General features: G+C 63.9%; 16 protein-coding genes and 1 pseudogene. All 17 read right to left on the bottom strand.

What is annotated here, in order from left to right; genetic code table 11:
• Positions 1-49: 49 nt before the first annotated feature.
• The 17 genes and pseudogenes from KHF85_RS15290 to modA all read right to left on the bottom strand — a co-directional run bounded on the left by KHF85_RS15290 (position 50) and on the right by modA (position 19,840).
• Complete coding sequence (locus KHF85_RS15290) at positions 50-784, bottom strand: DUF2894 domain-containing protein (protein WP_284567318.1); 735 nt, start codon at positions 782-784, stop codon at positions 50-52.
• Positions 774-1,424 carry an OmpA family protein gene (locus tag KHF85_RS15285; protein WP_284567317.1) on the bottom strand — a complete coding sequence of 217 codons (651 nt, stop codon included), beginning with the start codon at positions 1,422-1,424 and terminating at the stop codon, positions 774-776. Before KHF85_RS15285 ends, KHF85_RS15290 begins: the two co-directional genes overlap by 11 nt.
• Positions 1,421-3,757, bottom strand: coding sequence for a DUF802 domain-containing protein (locus KHF85_RS15280; protein ID WP_284567316.1), 2,337 nt, complete (start codon positions 3,755-3,757; stop codon positions 1,421-1,423). The genes KHF85_RS15285 and KHF85_RS15280 overlap by 4 nt, the downstream gene beginning before the upstream one ends.
• Positions 3,758-3,767: 10 nt before the next feature.
• Positions 3,768-4,493 (bottom strand): DUF3348 domain-containing protein, encoded by a 726-nt coding sequence (locus tag KHF85_RS15275; RefSeq protein ID WP_284567315.1) that lies wholly within the window; start codon positions 4,491-4,493, stop codon positions 3,768-3,770.
• A 262-nt stretch (positions 4,494-4,755) separates the two neighbouring features.
• Entirely contained in the window at positions 4,756-5,487 is a 732-nt protein-coding gene (locus KHF85_RS15270) for a M23 family metallopeptidase (RefSeq protein ID WP_284567314.1), read from the bottom strand.
• Between the two features lie 4 nt (positions 5,488-5,491).
• Positions 5,492-6,442: a L,D-transpeptidase family protein gene (locus KHF85_RS15265; RefSeq protein WP_284567313.1), complete on the bottom strand. Its 951-nt coding sequence runs from the start codon at positions 6,440-6,442 to the stop codon at positions 5,492-5,494.
• Positions 6,443-6,618: 176 nt separating this feature from the next.
• A complete protein-coding gene (locus KHF85_RS15260) occupies positions 6,619-9,339 on the bottom strand; it encodes a TonB-dependent receptor (RefSeq protein WP_284567312.1) in 2,721 nt (906 codons plus the stop codon).
• Positions 9,340-9,476: 137 nt separating this feature from the next.
• Positions 9,477-10,646, bottom strand: coding sequence for a phosphatidylinositol-specific phospholipase C1-like protein (locus tag KHF85_RS15255; protein WP_284567311.1), 1,170 nt, complete (start codon positions 10,644-10,646; stop codon positions 9,477-9,479).
• A 206-nt stretch (positions 10,647-10,852) separates the two neighbouring features.
• Positions 10,853-12,799: an acetyl-CoA hydrolase/transferase C-terminal domain-containing protein gene (locus KHF85_RS15250; protein WP_284567310.1), complete on the bottom strand. Its 1,947-nt coding sequence runs from the start codon at positions 12,797-12,799 to the stop codon at positions 10,853-10,855.
• A 178-nt stretch (positions 12,800-12,977) separates the two neighbouring features.
• The gene (locus KHF85_RS15245) at positions 12,978-14,213 is read right to left on the bottom strand and encodes an ABC transporter permease (RefSeq protein WP_284567309.1); all 1,236 of its coding nucleotides are present in this window, start codon (positions 14,211-14,213) and stop codon (positions 12,978-12,980) included.
• Complete coding sequence (locus tag KHF85_RS15240; protein WP_284567308.1) at positions 14,213-14,884, bottom strand: ABC transporter ATP-binding protein; 672 nt, start codon at positions 14,882-14,884, stop codon at positions 14,213-14,215. Before KHF85_RS15240 ends, KHF85_RS15245 begins: the two co-directional genes overlap by 1 nt.
• A gap of 1 nt (position 14,885) precedes the next feature.
• Positions 14,886-16,367: an efflux RND transporter periplasmic adaptor subunit gene (locus tag KHF85_RS15235; RefSeq protein WP_284567307.1), complete on the bottom strand. Its 1,482-nt coding sequence runs from the start codon at positions 16,365-16,367 to the stop codon at positions 14,886-14,888.
• An 87-nt stretch (positions 16,368-16,454) separates the two neighbouring features.
• Positions 16,455-16,979, bottom strand: a complete 525-nt coding sequence (locus KHF85_RS15230) for a hypothetical protein (RefSeq protein ID WP_284567306.1) — start codon at positions 16,977-16,979, stop codon at positions 16,455-16,457.
• A gap of 322 nt (positions 16,980-17,301) precedes the next feature.
• Positions 17,302-17,585, bottom strand: a pseudogene (locus KHF85_RS15225) (flavin reductase family protein); the annotation flags it as partial.
• A gap of 69 nt (positions 17,586-17,654) precedes the next feature.
• Complete coding sequence (locus KHF85_RS15220; RefSeq protein ID WP_284567305.1) at positions 17,655-18,272, bottom strand: molybdenum ABC transporter ATP-binding protein; 618 nt, start codon at positions 18,270-18,272, stop codon at positions 17,655-17,657.
• Positions 18,273-18,357: 85 nt separating this feature from the next.
• A complete protein-coding gene (gene modB, locus KHF85_RS15215; protein WP_064539029.1) occupies positions 18,358-19,053 on the bottom strand; it encodes a molybdate ABC transporter permease subunit in 696 nt (231 codons plus the stop codon).
• Positions 19,054-19,063: 10 nt separating this feature from the next.
• Positions 19,064-19,840 (bottom strand): molybdate ABC transporter substrate-binding protein, encoded by a 777-nt coding sequence (gene modA, locus KHF85_RS15210; protein ID WP_409976623.1) that lies wholly within the window; start codon positions 19,838-19,840, stop codon positions 19,064-19,066.
• Positions 19,841-19,890 lie beyond the last annotated feature (50 nt).

Raw genomic sequence — 19,890 nt, 5'->3', positions numbered from 1 at the left:
CTACGGGGTGCGTTATCGCCGCCTGATTGGTCAGCGTGTGGCGGCACGTTCAACCACGCTTGCGCGGCTTGCCGCGCGTCGGCTTCTTGCCGATATCCGCGCCGGGCTTCTGCGGCGTCGCCAGCGCGCCGGCGTCGTGCAGTTGCTGCAGCCACGACAGCGCATCGACGTAGGCCAGGAAATGCTGCAGGTAGCCCGGCGACAGGCTGCGCATCAGCGCCAGCGCGCGGTGCACCAGCACGCCGGAATTCAGCGGGCCGGCATCGGAAGGGGCCTGCTGCAGGGATTGCCGCAGCTGGCTGCGGCTGCGCAGTTCGGTCCACAGTCTGCGCGCATCATCGAGTGCGGGCAGCTGCGCAGGCTGCGGCGGCATGGCGTTTGCCGCGGCGTGCGCGTCGTGCGGGGCGCCGCTGGCGAACCGCTGCAGCAGGTCGCCGAGCGGGCTGCGCGCGCTCGCGGTCGGCGCGGCATCGGCATCGGCATCGGCATCGCCCCCGGCGACGGCGCAATCACCATCTGCATCTGCATCGCCATCGGCATAGGTGGCGGTGGCGCCATCGGCATCGGCGGCGGTCGCGGCCGGCATCCTGGCCAGGTCCGCGGCATAGGCAGCGAGCAACGCGGACAGCTTCTGCTCCAGCAGGCGCCGCGCTTGGCCCTGATGCGCGTCGGCGCGTCGCGCCAGCGCTTCGATGAAGCGCAAACGCAGCGGATCCAGGCGCTCGGCGTGCCGCTGCCGCCAGGCGTCGAGCACTTCGCTGACGGGTGTCGCCTCAGCGCGCATGCGGCATCGCGGCAGATGTGGACAGCTTCGGCAGCGGCGCCATCTCCACGCGTCGGTTGCTGGCGCGTCCGGCCTCGTCGCTGTTCGGGCTCACCGGTTGCTGCGCACCGAACGCGGCGGCGAACACCGCGTCGGCCGGCACGCCCTCCTCGATCAGCGCGCGGGTCACGGTCAGCGCGCGCTGCGCCGACAGTTCCCAGTTGTCGGCGAACTGGCGGTTGCTGTCGCGCACCTGGCGGTCGTCGGTGAAGCCGCTGACCATCAGGATCTCGCCGCGCGCCTTCAGATATCCGGCCAGCGGCGCGGCCAGGCTGTTCAGCAGCTCGCGCCCTGCAGGCTGTAGCTGATCGGAATTGAGCGCGAACAGCACGCTGCCGCGGATGCCGATGCGGCCATCGACCAGGGTCACCCGGCCTGCCGCCAGCGGCGCGGCCAGCGCCTGTTCCAGGGTCTTGCGTTGCCGCGCCTCGGCCTGCCGCTGCCGGACTTCCTCGTCCAGCTTGTGCGACAGCTGCAGTTGCACGCCGATCACGCCGATCAGGATCAGCACGAAGGCGCCGAGCAGCACCGACATCAGGTCGCCGAACACCGCCCAGATCGGCGCGCCGGATTCGGCGTCGATTTCCAGCTCGTCGCTCATGCCGCTTCGGCCCCGCCGTCGGCGGGCTGGCCGGGCAGCTGGCGCAATTCCTCGATGATCTGCTTCTGCGACAGCAGGCTCAGGTCGATGACTTCCCTGGCCTGGGCGACGTAGTAGGCCAGTTGCTCGTCGCTACGCGCCAGCGATTTGTCCAGCGCCTGTTCGATGCCTTGCAGGCGCTCCAGCAGCGCCGCGTTCGATTGGCCGAACGCCTCCACCGCGCCGCCGAAGGCATCGCCCAGGCTGGCCACTTCGGTGGCGCCGACCGCGACCTGTGCGGCGACCGATTCGAGCTTGCCGGTCTGGGCTTGGATGTGGTCGGTGAAGCGGGTGCCGACGCGATCGAGCAGGTCGGCCGAGGTGGTGACCAGGGCGTCCACGGCAGTGCGTTGCTCGGTGGAGGCGTGGTTCACCGCCTCGAGCAAGGTGTGCAGCGTGTCGAGCAGGCGGCTGCGTTCTTCCAGCATGGCGGTGTCGCGGACCATGCTCTCGGAGAGTTTCTGGCGCAGTTCGGCGACGACATCGGCGGCGGCCTTGGGCGCTTCCGAGGCGGTCTGCACCAGGCGCGAGATCTCGGCGATGGTGTCGCTGGCATGCGCCTGGGTCTGCGCCGCGATCGCGGTGGCGGTGCGTTCGAGCGTGGCGCAGATCTCCTGCTGGCGCTGCGCGTCGCGTTCGCCGTTTTGCGCCCACTGCGCGTTCAAGGCGGCGACCATCGCGGCGAACGTCTCCGTCCACGTGGCCAGGCGCGCCTGGTCGCGCGCCTGTAGCGCGTCCTGCAACTGCGCATGCGAGTGCTGCATGGCCGCGACCAGTGCTGCGGCGCGTTGTTCCAGCGTCGCCGCGGCCGCGTCCAGCGCCTGCGCGTTGCGCTCGGCCAGGGCGGCGTTGACGTCCTCCTGGCGCGACAGCGCATCGCTCCAGGCCTGCCTGGCGCCGTCCGCGGTGGCGTCCAGGCGCACCGAGATCGCGTCCAGCGCCTGCGCATTGCGCGCCGCCAACTGCGCGTTGATCTCTTCCTGGCGCGACAGCGCATCGCTCCAGGCTTGCTTGGCGCCGTCCGCGGTGGCGTCCAGGCGCACCGAGATCGCATCCAGCGCCTGCGCATTGCGCGCCGCCAGTTGCGCGTTGATCTCTTGCTGGCGCGACAGCGCATCGTTCCACGCCTGCTTCGCACCATCCGCGGTGGCGTCCAGGCGTGCCGATACGGCATCCAGCACGCCGTTGGAGCGCATCGCGAAGCTGTCGCCGAAGCCTTGCAGCGCACTGCGCAGATCCTGGACCAGCGCCTGGTTGGTGTCGCGCTGGCCGGCCAGCGCGGCATCCCACGCCTGTGCGGCGCGCGCGGCGGCGCGCTCGAAGCCGCTGCTCAGGCCATCCAGCTGGCGCTGCACGGCCTGGCCGACGTGCTCGTGCAGCGTCGCGGTTTCGCGCGCCAGGCCGTCCAGCGTGGTCTGCACCACCGGCTGCAACGCGGCGCCGAGCGCGCGTGCGTTTTCGGCGACGCCGGCCTGCAGCGATTGCTCCACCGCGCCGGCCAGGCGCGTGTAGGCGGCCTCGGTCCTGGCGTGGAAGGCGTCCTGGTTGCTCGCCAGGCGTTCGCCGCTGGCCGCGCCCTGTTGCTCGATGCCGGCCGCCATCGCCTGCAGCCGATCGATCAGCGCCGGCATCAATTCGGTCTGCCGCTGCAGCAGCTTGAACGCTTCGGTGCGCTGGAACGCCTGCGAATGGGCGTGCAGCGTGGTCGCGATGGCCAGATCGAGCCCTTGTACCGCCTGCAGCCGCTCGCGCCGGCACAGCGCGGCGAGCAGGCCGAGCATCGCCGAACTGGCCACGCCGGCGATCGAGGTGCCGAACGCGAAGCCCAGGCCCTTGACCGGTGCGGCCAGCGAGTCGCGGATGGCGTGCAGGTCGGTGGCGCTTTCCAGCGCCAGGCCGGTGCCGCGCAGCGTCGCCATCATGCCCAGGAAGGTGCCGAGCATGCCCAGCAGCACCAGCAGGCCGACCAGGTACGGGGTCAATCCCGGTGCGGGCAGGGCGACGCGCTCGCCCTCGATGCGCAGCCGCACCGCGTTGCGCAGGCTGGGGTCGAGGCGCTGCAGCCAGCCGCCCAGGTCGGACTGCGCCGCGCTCGCGTCCTCCACGCCATGCGCCAGCGTGGCGGTGGCCTGCCGGTAGCGGTACAGCTCCAGCGCGCCGGCCACGTAGCACGCGCCGATCAGCAGCGCGAAGCTGGCGCCCAGCGGATTGCTGCCGAGGTAGCCCACGCCGATCCAGCACACGGCGGCGAGGCCGGCCAGGAACACGACGGAATTGAACAGGTTCTTGAACATGAGGTCTCGGTCAGCGGCTGCGAAGCGCTGCAAGCAGCCCTTCGATGGGGTGAAAACGGATATCCAGTTCGGCGCGCAGCACGTGCTGCATGTCCTGGCGGAACACGTCCAGCCAGGCGCCGGCGCTCGGCGCGGTGTGCGCGGTGTGCGCCGCGTCCGGCACCGGCTGCGCGGCCTCGCGCAGGCGTTCGAAATGCTGTCCCAGCAGCGCCGGCACGGCCGCCAGCAGGGTCTGTTCGCGTGGGCTCAGGGTCAGTTCCATGACCGCGTCCACCTCCGCGAGCCGCGCCATGTCGGCCGAGGACCGCGCCAGCGTGTCGCGCAGCTGGCCGCGCAGGCGGCCGCTGGCGGTCAGCATCGCCCGCTGCAGCGACAGGTAGCGCTGGCGGAACGGCGCATAGTCGAGCGGGGCGTTCGGGTCGGCGCCGTGGCCAGGCGCGACGGCCTGGCGGCTGGCGTCCGCGCCGGTGTCGCTGGCGATGGACTGCTCCAGCGCGCCGCGCACACGCGCGCATTCGGCCTCGCTGGCGCTCTCGAACGGCGCGTCCTCGTCGATCGTGGGCAGCCTGCCGTCCAGCGCCCTGGACACGGCCACGGCGCGCGTCCAGTCGATCCATTGGCCGAGCCGGTCGGCCAGCGCAGGGCTGGATGGCGGTATGTCGGCGTCGGTGAGACGTGCGAGTAGGCGAATGAACGCCGGGCCCTGGACAGGCGGCCGTGGAAGAGCTTTCGCCATGCTTGTGCGTAAAACGCGCAATTTTACACGCGAATGACACGCCGGTCCGGCCGGCCGCGCGGCGCCAGGTGGAAAACCGCTGCGCCGGTGCACTGCGGTTCAAGCGCCTGCGGCGGGGAAGGCGGCCGCCGGCCCTTGTGCGCAACGCCTGCCGTGGCAGGAATGCGCGGGGCGGACCTGGCGTCAGGCGCTCTGCAACTCCAGGTTCGCCGCCGCCACGATCGCGCACGCCACCGTGGCGGCGCTTCGGCGGCGCCAGCGCCTACAGCCGCTGCTCGCCGCGCAGCAGCGGATACGGATTGAGCGATTCGCCCTTCCACCACTGCTTTTCCGGGCCAAGCCGGTGCACTTCGAAATGCAGGTGCGGCGCGCCGGGGTCGGCATTGCCGGTGCTGCCGACATAGCCGAGCACCTGGCCGCGGCGGACCGGCTGCTTTTCCGCCAGCCCGTCGGCATAGCGTTGCAGGTGCGCGTAGTAGTACGCATAGCGGCCGCTGGGTTCGAACTGGTACACGGTGAGGCCGCCGCGCTCGCTGTCGAACAGCTTTTCCACGTTGCCGTCGGCCACCGCCAGCACCGGCGTGCCGGCCGGCGCCAGGATGTCGATCGCGTCGTGGCGGCGGCCCTGGCTGCGGGCGTCGGTGAAGGTGTCCTGCAACTGGTCGCCGGTCACGCCCTGCACCGGGATCAGCAGGTCGGCGCCGTTATTCGCCGGCGCCGCTGCCGCTGCCGCTGTCTCTGCGGTCGCGGCAGGCGGCGTGGGTGGGGTGTCCGCTGCGGTGGGCGAAGACGACGCGGGGGTGGTCGCCTCCGGAGGCGACTGCGCCGCTTCCGGCGCAGCAGCAGGCGGCACCGTAGGCGTGGCAGTCGCTGTCTCGCCGCTGGCCGCTGCGGCCGCTACCGCGCTCGGCCTGACCTGTACGCCATCGCGCAGCATCCAATAGCCCAGCGCGACCGCCACCACCAGCAACGCCAGGCTCGGCAGCGTCTTCATCCGCTCACTCCTGCATGGTCACCGGTACCGACGCGTTCACCGCGGCGGCGACGGTCAGCGCATCCCAATTGGTCAGGCGCACGCAACCATGCGATTGCGCCTTGCCGACCCGCGATGGCTCCGGCGTGCCGTGCAGGCCGTAGTGGTCCTTGGACAGATCAATCCACACTTCGCCCACCGGATTGTTCGGGCCTGCGGCCAGCGTGGCCTTCTTGGTGGATTGGTCGGCGTCCCAGAACAGCTTGGGGTTGTAGTGGTAGGTCGGGTGCCGCGCCACCCCCTTGATCTTCCAGTCGCCGATCGGCAGCGGATCGTGCTCGCTGCCGGTGGAGGCGGGAAACTGGGCCAGGATCGCGCCGTTGGCGTCGAGCAGGCGGACGGTGGAGTCGGACTTGTCGACGACGAGCTTGGCCGCCTTCGGCAGTGCGGGCGTGCCGAGGACGTTCGGTACCTGCACGCTGGCGCCGGCCTGGCCGAGATCGATCGATGGGTTGAGCGCCTGCAGCAACGCAGGCGCGGCATGGAAGCGTTCGCCCAGGCGCTCCTGCACCGATTCGTAGCCTAGCGCCGGCAGCTTGGCTTTTTCCTCGGTGTCCTTGGGAATCTTGGGGAAGGGCCCGGCGACGTCCTCGGCGGTGAGCGTGTAGGCGATCAGTGCGGGTGCGGCGTCCTGCGCCAGCGCTTGCCAGGTGGCCTCGTCGAGTTCGCCGTTGACGGGCAGTCCGCGTGCGCTCTGGAAGCCCGACACGGCGCGGCGTTGGTTGGAGCCCGGCTGGCCATCGATTTCGCCCGGCGAGAAGTGCGCGCGATCCAGCAGGACCTGCGCGCGCAGCGGCGAACGCTCGCCGCTGTCAGGCGCCGCTGCGGCGTGTGCGGGCGGCTGTGCCGAGGCGACGCCGCCCGCGCTGGCGAACAGCACGGCGAGGCAGGCGAGTGGAAGCGAAAGACGGGACATCGGCGACTCCGGAATGAATGGCCGTCACCATGCCCATGCGCCGCGAGTAGCGGCGTGAAATGGCTGGCTCCCCGCTGACTGGGAATGCGGCCGGCATTGTCACGGCCGCATCCGCAGCGCATGCGGGAGCGAAGCCGCCACGCCTCCGGCGCTGTGCGCCGGAGGCTGGCCGGCCGTCAGTAGGTGTAGCCCAAGGTCAGCATGTACACCCGCCCGGTTTCGACATAGGCGCCGTCGGCGCCGGGGTCGTAGGCCATGTAGCGGGTGGACTTGCCCTGGGTTTCATAGAACGTGGCCGCATTGAGCAGGTTCTTGGCCGACACGCCCACGTCGATGCCGTGCGGCAGATGGTAGGTCGCGTTGAAATCCAGCGACTTCACCGGCTGCAGGTAGTAGTTGAGCCGGTCGCTGGTCAGGCCGAGCAGCTGCAGGCCGGTGTAGTTGTAGCTCAGGTCGGCGCGCAGCTTGCTGTCGTCGTAGAACAGGTCCAGGTTGTAGATGCGCTGCGGCGCGCGCGGCAACCAGGTGCGGTCCGGTTGGTCGGCACGTTTGCTGTCGGCTTCGCTGTGCTGGAGCGTGAGGTTGGCGGTGACGCCAACATTGCTCCAGATGCCCGGCAGATCCTGCAGGCGCTTGCTCGCGGCCAGTTCCAGGCCGTACAGCTTGGCGCTGCCGCCGTTCTGCGGCATGGTCACCGGCACGCCGTTCTCGAACGTGGTGCCGGTGGGGACCAGGCCGCCGAGCGTGTTGTCGTTGCTGGTGGCCGATTGCGAGGTATAGATGAAGCCGGTGATGCGCTTGTAGTAGGTCGCAGCGCTGAGCACGCCGCCGTTGTGGTCGTAGAACTCCGCGGACAGGTCGGCGTTGTCGGCCTTGCTCGGATTGAGGTCGGGATTGGGCTTGGAAATGCCCAGTACGGTGTTGTTGGGGTCGATGGTGTAGACCGTTTCGCCGGAGATCAGGCCGAACGCCGGGCGGCTGAAGCTGCGGCGCAGCGAGGCGCGGTAGACGGTGAGGTCGTCCGGGCGATAGTTGAGGCTGATGCCGGGCAACACTTCGCCATAGGTCCGGCCGTTGCCGACGAACTGGCCATTGCTGCCGTCGCCGCTGGATTGCCAGGAATCGGCCGAGTAGCGGGTCAGTTCGTAGCGCACGCCCGGCAGCACGGTCACCGCGCCGAAGTGCAGCGTGGCCATCGCGTAACCGGAATAGATCGCTTCGGTGCTGGAGGTGGTGTTGGCGTTGTAGTCGTTGGCGGTATAGACCCCCGCGCCCTTGGGATCGTCGATGTACTTGTAGGGCAGCGCCTGCGCCAGCATCCAGTTGCGGTCCAGGATCTTGAACGGACCGGCGTAGTGGCCGTCGAAGGCACCGGAGGTCGTGCGCCCGGGGATCGCGCTCAGCGGCGGGCCGCCGGCGGTGGGGAAGGCGTAGTTGGGTCCGCCGAAGTAAGGACCGTTGGACACGAAGTTGCCGTCCTTGTGGAAGAACGGATGATCGTAGGCGCCGCGGTCGGCGTGGTCGGCGGCCAGGCCGACCTTGACGCTGTCCAGCACGTCGCCGTCGACCCGGTAACTGATGTCGGTATGCGCATTGAGGCGGTTGTCGTGGCTGCCGGCGTCATGGCCCTGCACCTTCCACAGCAACGACGAATCCAGGTTGTAGAAGTAGTTCTTCAGCGCGCTGGAGCTTGGGCCGATGCTCGGATAGGTCGGATCGCTGAGGTCGAAGGCGAAGCTGCCGGGGGTGAAGCCGTACAGGCTGGCCGAGACGTAGTCCGGCCGGCTGCGGGTGCCGCGGCCGAACGAGGTGCCGTAGTCGAAGTGCAGGCGGTCCAGCGTGGTCTGGCCGCCGAGTTGCAGCGTCGCCAGCTTTTCTTCGATGTCGTGCGTATTGAAGTAGCCGCCGCGCACCGCGGTGGGCTGGTTGAGATAGGTTTCCAGGCGCGCGCTGGACTGGTCCTGCTGCCCGCTGACGGCGTAGCTGCCGTAGATGGCGCGGGCGTACAGCGCGCTGTGCTCGCCCTGCCAATCGAGCGCGAGATTGCCGCCGTAGCGTTCGATCTGGCTGGTGTACACGCTGTACTTGTAGCGCGTGCTGATCAGCGGGCCGACATCGCGCAGGTCGCTGGCGTTGGCTTGCGCCGGATCCAGCGGCACGTACTTGCTGTTGGGCGCAGGCGCCTGCGCCATGTTGTTGTTCTTGCCGTAGTAGGCCGAGGCATACAGACCGAACGCCTGGTTGTCGCCGAACTTCCAGGCCAGTTCCTGCTGCAGCGTGCCGCCCTTGTCCTTGCCGCCCAGGTCCGAGGCGAGTGCGCTGAACTGGCCTTGCGCGGTGGTCTTGGCGTGGAAATCGCGGTCGAAGTCGAACGCGCTGGGGGTGCGCATGTCGATGGCGCCGCCGATCGCATCGCCGGGCATGTCCGGCGTCGGCGCCTTGGACACCTGCACCGACTGGATGCCGAACGGGGCCAGCATGTTCAACGAGATCGCGCGCGTGGACGAGTCGGTCTCGGGCATGCCGAAGCCGTTGAGGGTGTAGGCGTTGTAGCTGGCGTCCATGCCGCGGATGCTGACGTAGGCGTTCTCGCCGGTGGTGGCCTGGCCCAGGTGCATGTCGCTGTAGGCCGACAAACCGGGCATGTGCGCGACGACATCGGCGATGCCCGCCGACGGAACGGCATCGATCTGCTGTTTGTCCATCACGCTGTTGACGCTGGCGGACAGGCGCTGCTCGTTGATCGAGCCGGGCGCCGGCGCCTGATCGGCCTGCACGTTGACCGAATCCAGGGTGGTGGTGCGCTCGTTGAGCGCGTCCGCGAACGCGGGCGTGGACAGGGTCAGGGCGAGGGCGATGGCGCAGGTGAGGCGATCGATGGGACGGGTGTGCTGCATGCTGGGAACTCGCGGTTGGTAAGCAGGTGTACCCGGCACCCGGACACGCGGGTGCGGGCGATGACATCGCCCATGCCTTCCATTGCGACAGGTGAGTGGAGGTGTGGTTTGCTGCGGGGTCGCGGCAGCGGTGCGGCTCAATGCGCCAGATCGGTGCCGTTACAGCTCGCCTTGGGGAACAGCGGATTGCAGCGGGCGACGGCGTCGCCGTCGAAGCGCACCACGTAGCCGGAGCTGGCCGGTTCGTGATCGGGGAAATCGGTGCTGAGCAACTGCGCGCCGCTGGCCAACATGCTGTCGCGGCGCGTGCTGTCGTTGCGCGCAGGCTCCTTCAGGTCCGCATCGGTGCGCGTGCGCACCAGGTATCCGGCCTTCACCAGCTGCGCGATGTCCCCGGCGCTGCCGTCGTTGCGTTCGGTGAACGCTGCATCGTCTTCGCCCGGAGCCGCATTGGTGAAGCACACGCGGCCGCGCAGCGACGGGTGGCCGGGCAGGTAGCTGAGGCCGGCCGCGCGTTGATCGAGCAGGAACACGACCTTGCCGCGCGCATCGTCCAGCGACGGCCAGCCATGGTCGCGGATGGCGGCATTGAGCGAGGACGCATCGCCGCGGACCTGGTCGGGACTCAGATACTCGCCGGGCTGGAACACCGAGCGCAGTTCCGCGTCCAGCGTATCCATCGCCGCGGTGTCGAAGGGTTCGGGCTGCACCGTGGCGAAGTCCAGTTGCAACGGCGATTGCTTGGTCTCCAGCAGGACGAACACCGGCACATGTCCGGGATGCTGCCGCGACCACGCGCGCACTTCCTGCAGGCAGGCCCGCAGCGGCTGGCAGGTGCTGCGCTGGTCCAGGTCCTGCACATGCATGACCTTGAATCCGGGCTTTTCCATCACGCCCGGTGCGGCAATCGCCGGCGCCGGCGGCAATCCGGCCTTGGCGATCCGATCGACGATCGCCGGATGCGCGTAGCGGCCACCCTTGGCATCGGCATAGATGTCCAGTTCGATCTGCCTGACGCCGTCGTCGAGTTGTTGCGTCAGCGGCGGATGGCGGTAGTCCAGCAGCGCGAACATTGCCGGATCCATGCGTTGCCACAGTGCGGCTTCGCTGGGCGCGAAACCGGCGTGGTAGCTGTTGTGGCTGCCGATGTACTGCAACGCGTTGAGCCGCGGTGCGGCGTGCAGCGCGAGAGGCAGGATCGTCAACAGCCCCAGCAGTGCGCGTTGCAGACGTTGCAGGCGCTGGGCAGGCCGGCGCGCGGGGCAGGCCGTTTCCAGCGCCGGGGAGACAGATGAACAGGGGCGCATGCGGCAAGGTCGAAGAACGTGGTGCGCCCATCATCGAGCGTCAGCTTGACGCGCGTCTTTCCGGATTATTGCTGCATTGCGTCACGTCTTGCGGCCGTCGCGCGGCAAGCGACAGCCTGCCACGCAGACGGCGATGCGCCGACCTCGGCACTGGCCCAGGCGCATGCGCGCCGTGCGCTGCTCGCAGCGCCGCTGCGGCGCGGTTCTCAGGGCGACCTGGTCTGGCGCAGGGCGTAGGCCAGCAGGCGCGCCTCCAAGCGCTCGCCGATGCCGTGTGGCGCATCCAGCGCCATGCGTTGCAGGCAGGTCGGATCGCCGGCCCGCCGCGACAGCAGCGCGCGCGCCACGGTGACGAGTTTGCTGCCGGTGCCGGCGGTATGGCGCTTGAGCCAGGCCAGTGCGCGCAGCAGGCGCTGTTCGACCTCGCTGAAGTCGCTGCCCAGCGGATAGTCGGGCAGGGTGCCATCGGCGCGGAACGGAGCCAGCGCAGCGCGCAAGCGCTCGGCGCGGTTGCGCTGCCACGGCGCTGGCGCTACGAAATCGGCAGCGAGCTTGCGCGCGCGTTTGGCCTGTTGCAGCAGCGCGGGCTGGAACGCGGCATCGGCGATGCCGGTCATCGCCACGACGCAGTCCTCGTCGGTCATGCCACGCAGGTCGGCGATGCCGTATTCGTTGAGGTAGATATCGCGCAGATGGCGCGGGATGGTGGTGTGGGCGTAGTTCCAGCGCAGGTTGGACTGCAGCGCCGGCGCCTCGCCGCGGGTGGCACGGAACATCAGCACACTGCGTGCGTCGTCCAGCGCATGCGCCATTGCCACGAAGTTGTACTGGCCGCCGACGCCGGACACCACGCGGCCGTCGTCCAGCGCGTCGGACACCGCCGCGCCCAGCGCGGTGGCCATCATGCACGAGTTGAAGAAGCGCGCCTCGCGCCGTTGCAGGCGGCGCAAGCGCTCGTCGCCGTACAGCTGGTTGATCGCGCTGATGCGGTGCATGCCGATGCCGGCGCGCGCCTCCGGCGCCATCTCGCGCAGCCAGGCGTAAAACTCGGGCGAGCCGAGGTAGAAGGCGCCCTGCAGGTATTCGCCGTCGCGCTGCAACCGCGCCTGGTCGTCGGCATCGGCGCTGCCGTCGGCCACGCGCTGCATCAGCTCGGCATCGTCGAGCACCTTGCGCTTGATCACGCCGCACTGGACCAACTGGCGGAAGCCTTCGTTGAGCATCTCGCTGCAGCCGAACAGGCCGATCGAGAACGGCGCCAGTCCGCCGCACTCCTGGACTGCCGGGTGCGCTGCCAGCGCCGGATCCAATGCCGCCAGCACCTGCCGGTAGCGCGCATTGTCGGTATGCCGCAGCGCCAGCGCATGGCACAGCGCATCGGCCAGCGTGCCGATGCCGATCTGCAGCGTGCCGCCGTCGCGCACCAGCGCGCTCGCATACAGGCCGATGGCGTAGTCGGCATCGGCCACCGGTTGCCGCGGCAGTCCGAACAGGCGCGGATACGGGCCCGGCGGGGTCACCACCACGTCGAAGAACGACGCCTCCACCGCCGCGCTGCCGCCGATCCACGGCAGCTGCGGATCGACCTCGGCGACCAGCAGCGGCCGCGGCAGGCCGCGCCGGCGCACCGCGTCCAGCGTGTCCTGGGTGATGTCGTTGTTGCACGAGAACGACAGGCGCGTGCCGTCGGGTTCGCGCGCCACCTTCTGCACGATCAGGTTGGGCGCGCGCTGCGCCACCGCATCGGCCGCATGCGTGTAGTTGAGGCTGGTGTAGTTGCGCTGCGCCTGCGCCGAATGCAGCAGCGCGCCGGACTGCATGTAGAACTCTTCCACCTGGATATGCGCCGGCAGCGCATCGCGCTGCAGCGCCTGCACGTACTTCAGCTTCGGGAAGTCGTCGCCGAAATGGCGCTGCACGAACGGGCGCACGAAGCGGCCTTCCAGCCCGCCGCCGCCCGCCGGCGGGTTCAGCGACAGTGCGGTGCAGAGCTGCATCGGCCGTGCCGGATCGGCGGCGACGCGGTCGTACAACGCGTTGAGCAGGCGGTGCGGCTTGCCGATGCCCAGCGGCGCGCCGATGCGCAGTGGGCCGGGGATGCGCTGCAGGATCCGCTCGGCAGCGGCGTCGAGGTCTTCGAGGGAGTCGGTCATCGGCATAGCTTGGAGGCTTAGACTTGGACTTGCTATGAACTTCGAATTGGTCCAGCTATCCAGACGGGATGAAGTACGCATGTATGAATTCGACGTACTTTTTCGATGACGACTTTGCTTTGGATGCGTCCTGCCTGAATCTGGATCCTACTGACAATCGCTATTGGGTGCGGATGATTTACAAGCTTCTCAGTGAGTTCATCGGGTCCAAATTAGAGGCTTGATACGAAGGGAAATAACCAAAAAACAACCCTATGACAATTGAAATGGTAGTAGCCACTCCTGCAACAAAGAAATTGATAGAGACTTGAATATTCAAGTGCATGGCGGAAATCCATGCGCTTGTACTGCCAAGCAGAAGGCCTAGAATTCCGCCGGCTGATGATAAAATTATTGATTCCAATAAAAATTGCTTACGGATATCCCAGGGGGTCGCGCCTATTGCCAGTCTTAAGCCTATTTCACCTGCTCTCTCTGTAATGGAGACTAACATTATATTCATAATGCCAATTCCTCCAACCAATAAGCAAACTGCAGCAACTGTTAGAAGTAAGGTGGACATTACATGGTCCGCCTTCTGCCGTGTTGCAATAGTTTCCTTGACATTGCTAATGTAAAAATCATCATCGCCATTGGCGCGGATTTTATGCTTTTTTCGTATCACAGACTCTATCTGGGCTTGCATGCTTGCCATGCTATGTACAGAGGACACGGTTACCGTAATTTGCTCTACCGCACGCGGTGGGATCGGGAATTCTCCCATTAAATTAGATCTTGCTGAACGTAATGGTACTAGCACTACATTATCGAGGTCGCGGCCGACGGAGCCATTGCCTTTCGTATTTAGAGTGCCAATTACTATAAATGGACTTCCTGAGAGTCGAATTCGTTTCCCAATTGGGTTGTAATGAGAGAATAGTTGATTTGCAACAGAATTGCCTAGTAGCACAACCCGGGCAGCACCTTCTAATTCCGCACGTTTGAAATTCCGGCCTCTCTTCAATTGGTAGCCACTAACCCGAATGCCTTCGGACTGAACGCCAATCCATGATGCGCGCACGCCAATTTTACCATCGCTTATTTGCGTGCTACCTTGAAGTATTCCGCTTATTCCAGATATTCCGCGAACCTTCTTTCGAATATCGTCAACGTCGCTTTCGCTGAGCAGGTACAGGCCGCCAAATAAAAGTCTTGAATTGACAGATGGACTTCGTGACCCGGATTTAATGTCCAGTCTATCGGCTCCCAGTGCGCTTATAGCTTGGACAATTTCTCGTTTCGCGCCTTCCGAAATTGAAGTGACTACTACCACGGAAGCGACGCCTACTACAATGCCAAGCGAAGTTAGAAAAGACCTGAGCTTATTAGCTTGAATTGCTCTAAGGGCTGTGTTTAATAAGGCGGCATTAATCATTAGGTGTAGATGCATCCGTCGATATATTGAATAACACGTTCTGCTCTGGATGCAACGGCGCAGTCATGCGTTACAATTATTATTGTTTTTTTACTTGAGTGAATACTGCAAATTATGTCTAGTATTTGCTCTGCAGATTTGGAGTCGAGCGCACCAGTGGGTTCGTCTGCGAGCAATAGAGGTGGGTTTGTTGATATTGCGCGGGCGATCGCTACGCGTTGTTGTTGCCCGCCGGATAGCTGATCTGGCTTATGATATATTCGTTCCTCTAACCCTACGCGTTGTAAACATTCAATTGCCTGGCTTGCTTTGGGTGGATTATCTTGGTACTGCCATGGAAGCTCAACGTTTTCTAGCGCTGTGTATCCAGGCAATAGGCTGAAGTTTTGGAAAATAAAACCGATATGTTTTGCCCTGAATTTGGCAAGTTGTGACTTATTTAGCTTGCCTACATCTTGCCCAAAACAAATGTATTGGCCAGATGTGGGGGTCGAAAGACAACCTAGCAAGCCAAGTAAAGTGGATTTACCTGATCCAGAAGGCCCCATGATTGCAACGAACTCCCCTTGCTCGATGACTAAATTTACTTTGTCCACTGGAGCTATTTGATTGGATGTTTGTGTTTCGAATTTTTTTGTTAAATCTGATGCTTTAATGGCGATTTTTTGCATTTTAATTATTTTTATTTGAGGTAATTAAATTCTCGCCTGGCTTTAATCCATAGATTATTTCTGTAAAATCACCATCGGATAAGCCAAGTAATACGGGTCGAGATTCTTGGTTTGAATTATTTATAATTGTCACTTCCCCCACGCCGGAAGAGGCGATTGCCTCTAGATTTTTATCCCAATGCGATTTTTGTGACGGATTAAGTTGACTCCTAAACTGAAAAAATCTAGTTTTTGCAGACGTCAGCCATTCCCGTTCTTTTGCGATTGCAGGATCTACTCCGGAAGCATCTAAAACAACAATTTTTCCTGCCATCTGTGGGCCGAAAAAATTGACTAACTCACTATCGACGCGACTCTTTTGAGGCTTGGTAGTCATAGTGCCTGCTGCCATGGCCGCATTAAAAAGTTCTACTTGTTTTTTGTTGAGCCGTAAAGATTTTGTTTCTTCGGAAAGCGCATATTCTCGCAAGTTGTTTAATTTTGACTTGCGTTGTGTCTTTGCTTCGTCTGTGTGGTAGGTAAGTGCTTCGACTGGGATGCGCAAAACTCTGTCACGTCGCGCGGATTCAATCTCGGCATTTGCTGTCATTCCTGGAATAAGCGCGGTGTCAGGATTATCTACAGCAACAATGACTGGGTAAGTAACAATATTTCCGCTAATTTTTGGCGCATACCGAATTTGCTGTACTTGACCAACAAATAAGCGATCGGGAAAGGCATCAACATTGAATGTTACTGGGTTCCCTACTTTTATCTTGCCGACATCTGCTTCGTTGACTGATAATTCTATCAGCATTTTCTTTAGGTCTTCCGCTATTTTGAATAGTACGGGGGTTTGTAGCGATGCAGCTACAGTTTGCCCGGGTTCAATCAGGCGTTCAAGTACAATTCCATCTACAGGTGAACGAATAATTGTTTGTTTCAAGTCATAGATTGATGAACTCAGGGATGCGCGCTTCTCAATAATTTCTGATTTTGCAGACTGAAGTGCAGCATTTGCTTGAGCATACGAATCCTCCGCTTCTTCCAAGTCGTGACGGGATATCAACTGCTTAAGTGCCAAGATATGCTTGCGGTTGACATCTGCGTTGGCTAGCTTGCTTGCGATTTTATATCGATCTTCGTTGAACTTACTTATTGCCAAAGATGCTTTAGCACTAACGTGTTGTGCAAGATATCGTGTTGGATTGATTCGGGCCAGAATTTGACCTTTTTTCACTGGTTCATTGAAGTTGACTGGTACTTCTATGATTTCGCCAGATATCTCGCTACCGACTTCAATTGTTGATAGTGCTTTTAATTGCCCGGAGGAAAGGATGGTCAATCTAATGCTGCCGATAAGGGCATTGCTTGTTTCGTAGTGTTGCGCTTGCTCTAGTCTGTCTTTATTTTTTAGGTATAAAAAGAAAGCTATTGCTCCACATGCCAAAAAAAACAATGCGAGCATTTTCAATTTTTTACTTCTAGATTTTATTTCAATCATGCGGCGTTGTGTAAAGTTGAGCCGCAAAAATAATTCTATTGTGGCGTTTTTTGCTGCAAATTGTCATGCATTTTCTCTTCATGAAAGTCAGTTCCCCGATTTTTCGGAGCTTACTCCATTGCTTTTACTGAAGCGAAATTTGTATGCTAGTTTGACAGGGATTGGTGCAATTGGGGCTTCTGAACTATCGCACTCTGATTCTTTTTCTTTATAAGTGCAAATGCCTGCTCCTATATAGCTCCAAGTTAATAGCGCAGCAGATACCTTGGGGAAAAGAGTAGTATTTTCGATGCTATTCACAGGTGCGCATTCAGAATCGATGTTTAAGGGGCGCACGGAGCTAACTTCACCTTGACTAGTGATTATCATTTCTATGCAAATGGTTGCATTTTCTTTTAGGCCTTTGCCCATATCCATGTCATAGCTAGGCATTGGCATTTGTATTGGAGCGGGTGCTATGAAAACTTGTTTGCTCTCAAGCTCCTGGCGACTTGCAGCAGCAGGTAATACCATCTGGCGATCAACCGAGGTGTGAGCATCGGGCCTAATTTGATGGCTGCAAGAGCAGATTAGTGCAGTTATAATTCCAGTGGTTAAATTAATTTTTTTCATTTTTAAAATGCAGGGGTGACCCCCTGCATCAAACCTCCATTGCTTAGGCACCGGAACCGGGTGATTTTACTTTCGTGCAATAAACTACACCGCCTTGTGCGACGCAACTCCAGCCTGGAGGAGATGACACTGGTCCGTTGGGTGTCGGCCCGTTGGCGGAGTTGTCTGCCATTGCCATAGCCGAAACACTCATCATAATCAGCGCGGCTGGTAATGAGAGAAGCATTCTTTTCATGGTTTCATCCGTTGAATTGCCCACGGCCTGTGGGCTCCTCGAAGCTAGCATTGGGTGCAGAGGTTGGCAATAGGAAACTTCACTGGGCTTCGTTCCGGCGCAGTTGCCGATCCCGATTAATTGTCCAGCAGGTCCGCGGTCGGCAGGTTGATCGTGCACTGCTTGCTGCGCCGGACCAGCGCGAAGCTGTGGTTGGCGCTGGAGATGCAGCAGGCGATCAGCGACGGCGAGAAGTCCAGCACCATGTGCCAGCCCATGGTCATGATGTCGCGCTGCCCTTTCCATGCCGAACCGAGCAATACCACCGGGCCGGGTTCCAGGAACCGGCGCACCTGGTCGAGCGGGAAATCGTGCTTGCGGTAGCGGCGCATGGCGGCGGCCTCGCTGCGGTTGCGATGGCGCACAGTCTGGCCATCGGTGGTGAACGCGGCGTCGGCGCCCTAATCCAGCCGATGAATCGCATCGGCGATACGTTCCACTTCCTCGGCCTGGTGGCTGACGTAGAGCATCGGCAGGCGCACTTCGTCGCGCACGCGCTGCAGGTACGGGATCAGTTCGCCGCGGCGTTGCGCGTCCAGCGCCGACAGCGGTTCGTCGAACAGCAGGATCGCCGGCTGCGACAGCAGCGCACGGCCGATCGCCACGCGCTGCGCTTCGCCGCCGGACAGGTTGCCCGGGCGCCGCGCCAGCAGCGGCGCGATGCCGAGCAGTTCCACCACCGCCTCGACGCCGAAGCGCTCGGCCTGGCCGCGGCCGTGGCGGCCATAGCCGAGGTTGCGGCGCACGTCCATGTGCGGGAACAGCCGCGCGTCCTGGAACACGTAGCCGATGCGGCGCCGGTGGGTGGGCACGTCGATGCCGGTGGCGCTGTCGTAGAGCACGCGCTCGTCGATGACGATGCGTCCGCTGCGCGGGCGCAACACGCCGGCGATGGCGTTGAGCATGCTGGTCTTGCCGGCGCCGGACGGGCCGACCAGCGCGACCACGCGCGCCGTCTCCTCGACCCGCAAGCGGCGCTGGAAACGGCCGCGCTGGATCTCGATGTCGATGCTCAGCATCGGCGCACGCTCGCAGCATGCGGCCGGCACGGCACGCCGTGGACGCGCGTGGCGGACCGATCGCGCATAGCGGCGCGGCGCCGGCTCATGCGTCCGCCTCCGGCCCGCGTTGGCGCCGCACCAGCCATTCGGACAGCAGCAGCGCGGCCAGCGAGATCGCCAGCGCCACCGCCGCCAACCGCCAGATCCCCGCTTCGCCGCCGGGCACCTGCAGCAGGCCGTAGATCGCCGACGACAGGGTCTGGGTTTCCCCAGGGATATTCGATACGAAAGTGATGGTGGCGCCGAATTCGCCCAGCGCCTTGGCGAAGGCGAGCGCGGTGCCGGCCACCAGTCCGGGCCAGGCCAACGGTAGCGTGATGCTGAAGAACACCCGCCATGGCCCGGCGCCGAGCGTGGCCGCGGCCGCTTCCAGGCGCCGGTCGGTGGATTCCAGCGCCAGGCGGATCGCGCGCACCATCAGCGGGAAGCCCATCACCGCGCTGGCCAGCGCCGCGCCGGTCCAGCGGAACGCGAACTGCACGCCCAGGTGCTCGAGCAGCCAGGCGCCGACCGGCCCCTGCGTGCCGAACACGATCAGCAGCGCATAGCCGGTGACGATCGGCGGCATCACCAGCGGCAGATGCAGCAACGCATCCAGCAGCGACTTGCCGGGAAAGCGGCGCCGCGCCAGCAACCAGCCGCAAGCCACGCCGAACGGCAGGCTGCCCAGCGCCGCGACCAGCGCGACCTTGACGCTGAGCGCGATCGCGGTCAGTTCCTGCGCGGTGAATGCGAACAACGGCAACGGCTCAGTGCGCGAGCGAGAAACCGCGGCGCTGGAAGATCGCCTGCGCCGGCGGCGTGCCCAGCCAGTGGACGAAATCGGCCGCGGCCGGATGCGTGCTGGCGCGCAGCGCTGCCACCGGATACACGATCGGCGCATGGCTGTCGGCGGGGAACACGGCTACCACCCGCACCTTCGGTTCGGCCTTGGCGTCGGAGCCGTAGACGATGCCCAGCGGCGCTTCGCCGCGCGCGACCAGCATCAGCGCCGCGCGCACGCTGTCCGATTCGGCCAAGTGCGCCTGCACGCCGTCCCACTGGCCGAGTGTCTGCAGCGCGGCGCGCGCGTACTTGCCGGCCGGCACGCTGGTGGTCTGGCCGACCGCGAGCCGGCCCTGCGCCCCGAGTGCGGCGGCGAGCGCACCGGGCTTGCGCAGATCGACCTTGGCGGCGCTCGACAGCGGTGCGACCAGCACCAGCGTGTTGCCGAGCAGGTTGCGGCGCTGCGCCGGATCGACCAGCTGGCGCTGCTGCAGATAGTCCATCCACTCCAGGTCGGCAGAGAAGAACACGTCCGCCGGCGCACCTTGTTCCACCTGCCGCGCCAGCGCCGAACTGGCCGCGTACGACACCTGCAGCGGCGTGCCGCTGGACTGCTGATAGGCGACAGCGGCCTCGTCCAGCGACTCCTTCAGGCTGGCGGCGGCGAACACGGTCAGCGGCGTCTGCGCCAATGCCGGCGGCACGGCCATGACGACGGCGAGCGAGAGCAGGCACAGCAGGCGGCGTAGCGAACGGGACATGGGGCGCTCCGGGGAAGCAGGGGACGGGCGGCGATCGGCTGGACCTGGCG

The sequence above is a fragment of the Xanthomonas graminis pv. graminis genome (genome assembly GCF_030168915.1).
GTDB classification, from domain to species: Bacteria; Pseudomonadota; Gammaproteobacteria; order Xanthomonadales; family Xanthomonadaceae; genus Xanthomonas_A; species Xanthomonas_A translucens.
This window is presented reverse-complemented; position numbering and strand designations above follow the sequence as displayed.

Coding starts and splice junctions, on each gene's coding strand:
- KHF85_RS15230 (WP_284567306.1), bottom strand. CDS start 16,979: ATGAAAAAAATTAATTTAACCACTGGAATTATAACTGCACTAATCTGC.
- KHF85_RS15280 (WP_284567316.1), bottom strand. CDS start 3,757: ATGTTCAAGAACCTGTTCAATTCCGTCGTGTTCCTGGCCGGCCTCGCC.
- KHF85_RS15275 (WP_284567315.1), bottom strand. CDS start 4,493: ATGGCGAAAGCTCTTCCACGGCCGCCTGTCCAGGGCCCGGCGTTCATT.
- modA (WP_409976623.1), bottom strand. CDS start 19,840: ATGTCCCGTTCGCTACGCCGCCTGCTGTGCCTGCTCTCGCTCGCCGTC.
- KHF85_RS15245 (WP_284567309.1), bottom strand. CDS start 14,213: ATGATTAATGCCGCCTTATTAAACACAGCCCTTAGAGCAATTCAAGCT.
- KHF85_RS15220 (WP_284567305.1), bottom strand. CDS start 18,272: ATGCTGAGCATCGACATCGAGATCCAGCGCGGCCGTTTCCAGCGCCGC.
- KHF85_RS15270 (WP_284567314.1), bottom strand. CDS start 5,487: ATGAAGACGCTGCCGAGCCTGGCGTTGCTGGTGGTGGCGGTCGCGCTG.
- KHF85_RS15260 (WP_284567312.1), bottom strand. CDS start 9,339: ATGCAGCACACCCGTCCCATCGATCGCCTCACCTGCGCCATCGCCCTC.
- KHF85_RS15285 (WP_284567317.1), bottom strand. CDS start 1,424: ATGAGCGACGAGCTGGAAATCGACGCCGAATCCGGCGCGCCGATCTGG.
- KHF85_RS15240 (WP_284567308.1), bottom strand. CDS start 14,884: ATGCAAAAAATCGCCATTAAAGCATCAGATTTAACAAAAAAATTCGAA.
- KHF85_RS15250 (WP_284567310.1), bottom strand. CDS start 12,799: ATGACCGACTCCCTCGAAGACCTCGACGCCGCTGCCGAGCGGATCCTG.
- KHF85_RS15235 (WP_284567307.1), bottom strand. CDS start 16,367: ATGATTGAAATAAAATCTAGAAGTAAAAAATTGAAAATGCTCGCATTG.
- KHF85_RS15290 (WP_284567318.1), bottom strand. CDS start 784: ATGCGCGCTGAGGCGACACCCGTCAGCGAAGTGCTCGACGCCTGGCGG.
- KHF85_RS15255 (WP_284567311.1), bottom strand. CDS start 10,646: ATGCGCCCCTGTTCATCTGTCTCCCCGGCGCTGGAAACGGCCTGCCCC.
- KHF85_RS15265 (WP_284567313.1), bottom strand. CDS start 6,442: ATGTCCCGTCTTTCGCTTCCACTCGCCTGCCTCGCCGTGCTGTTCGCC.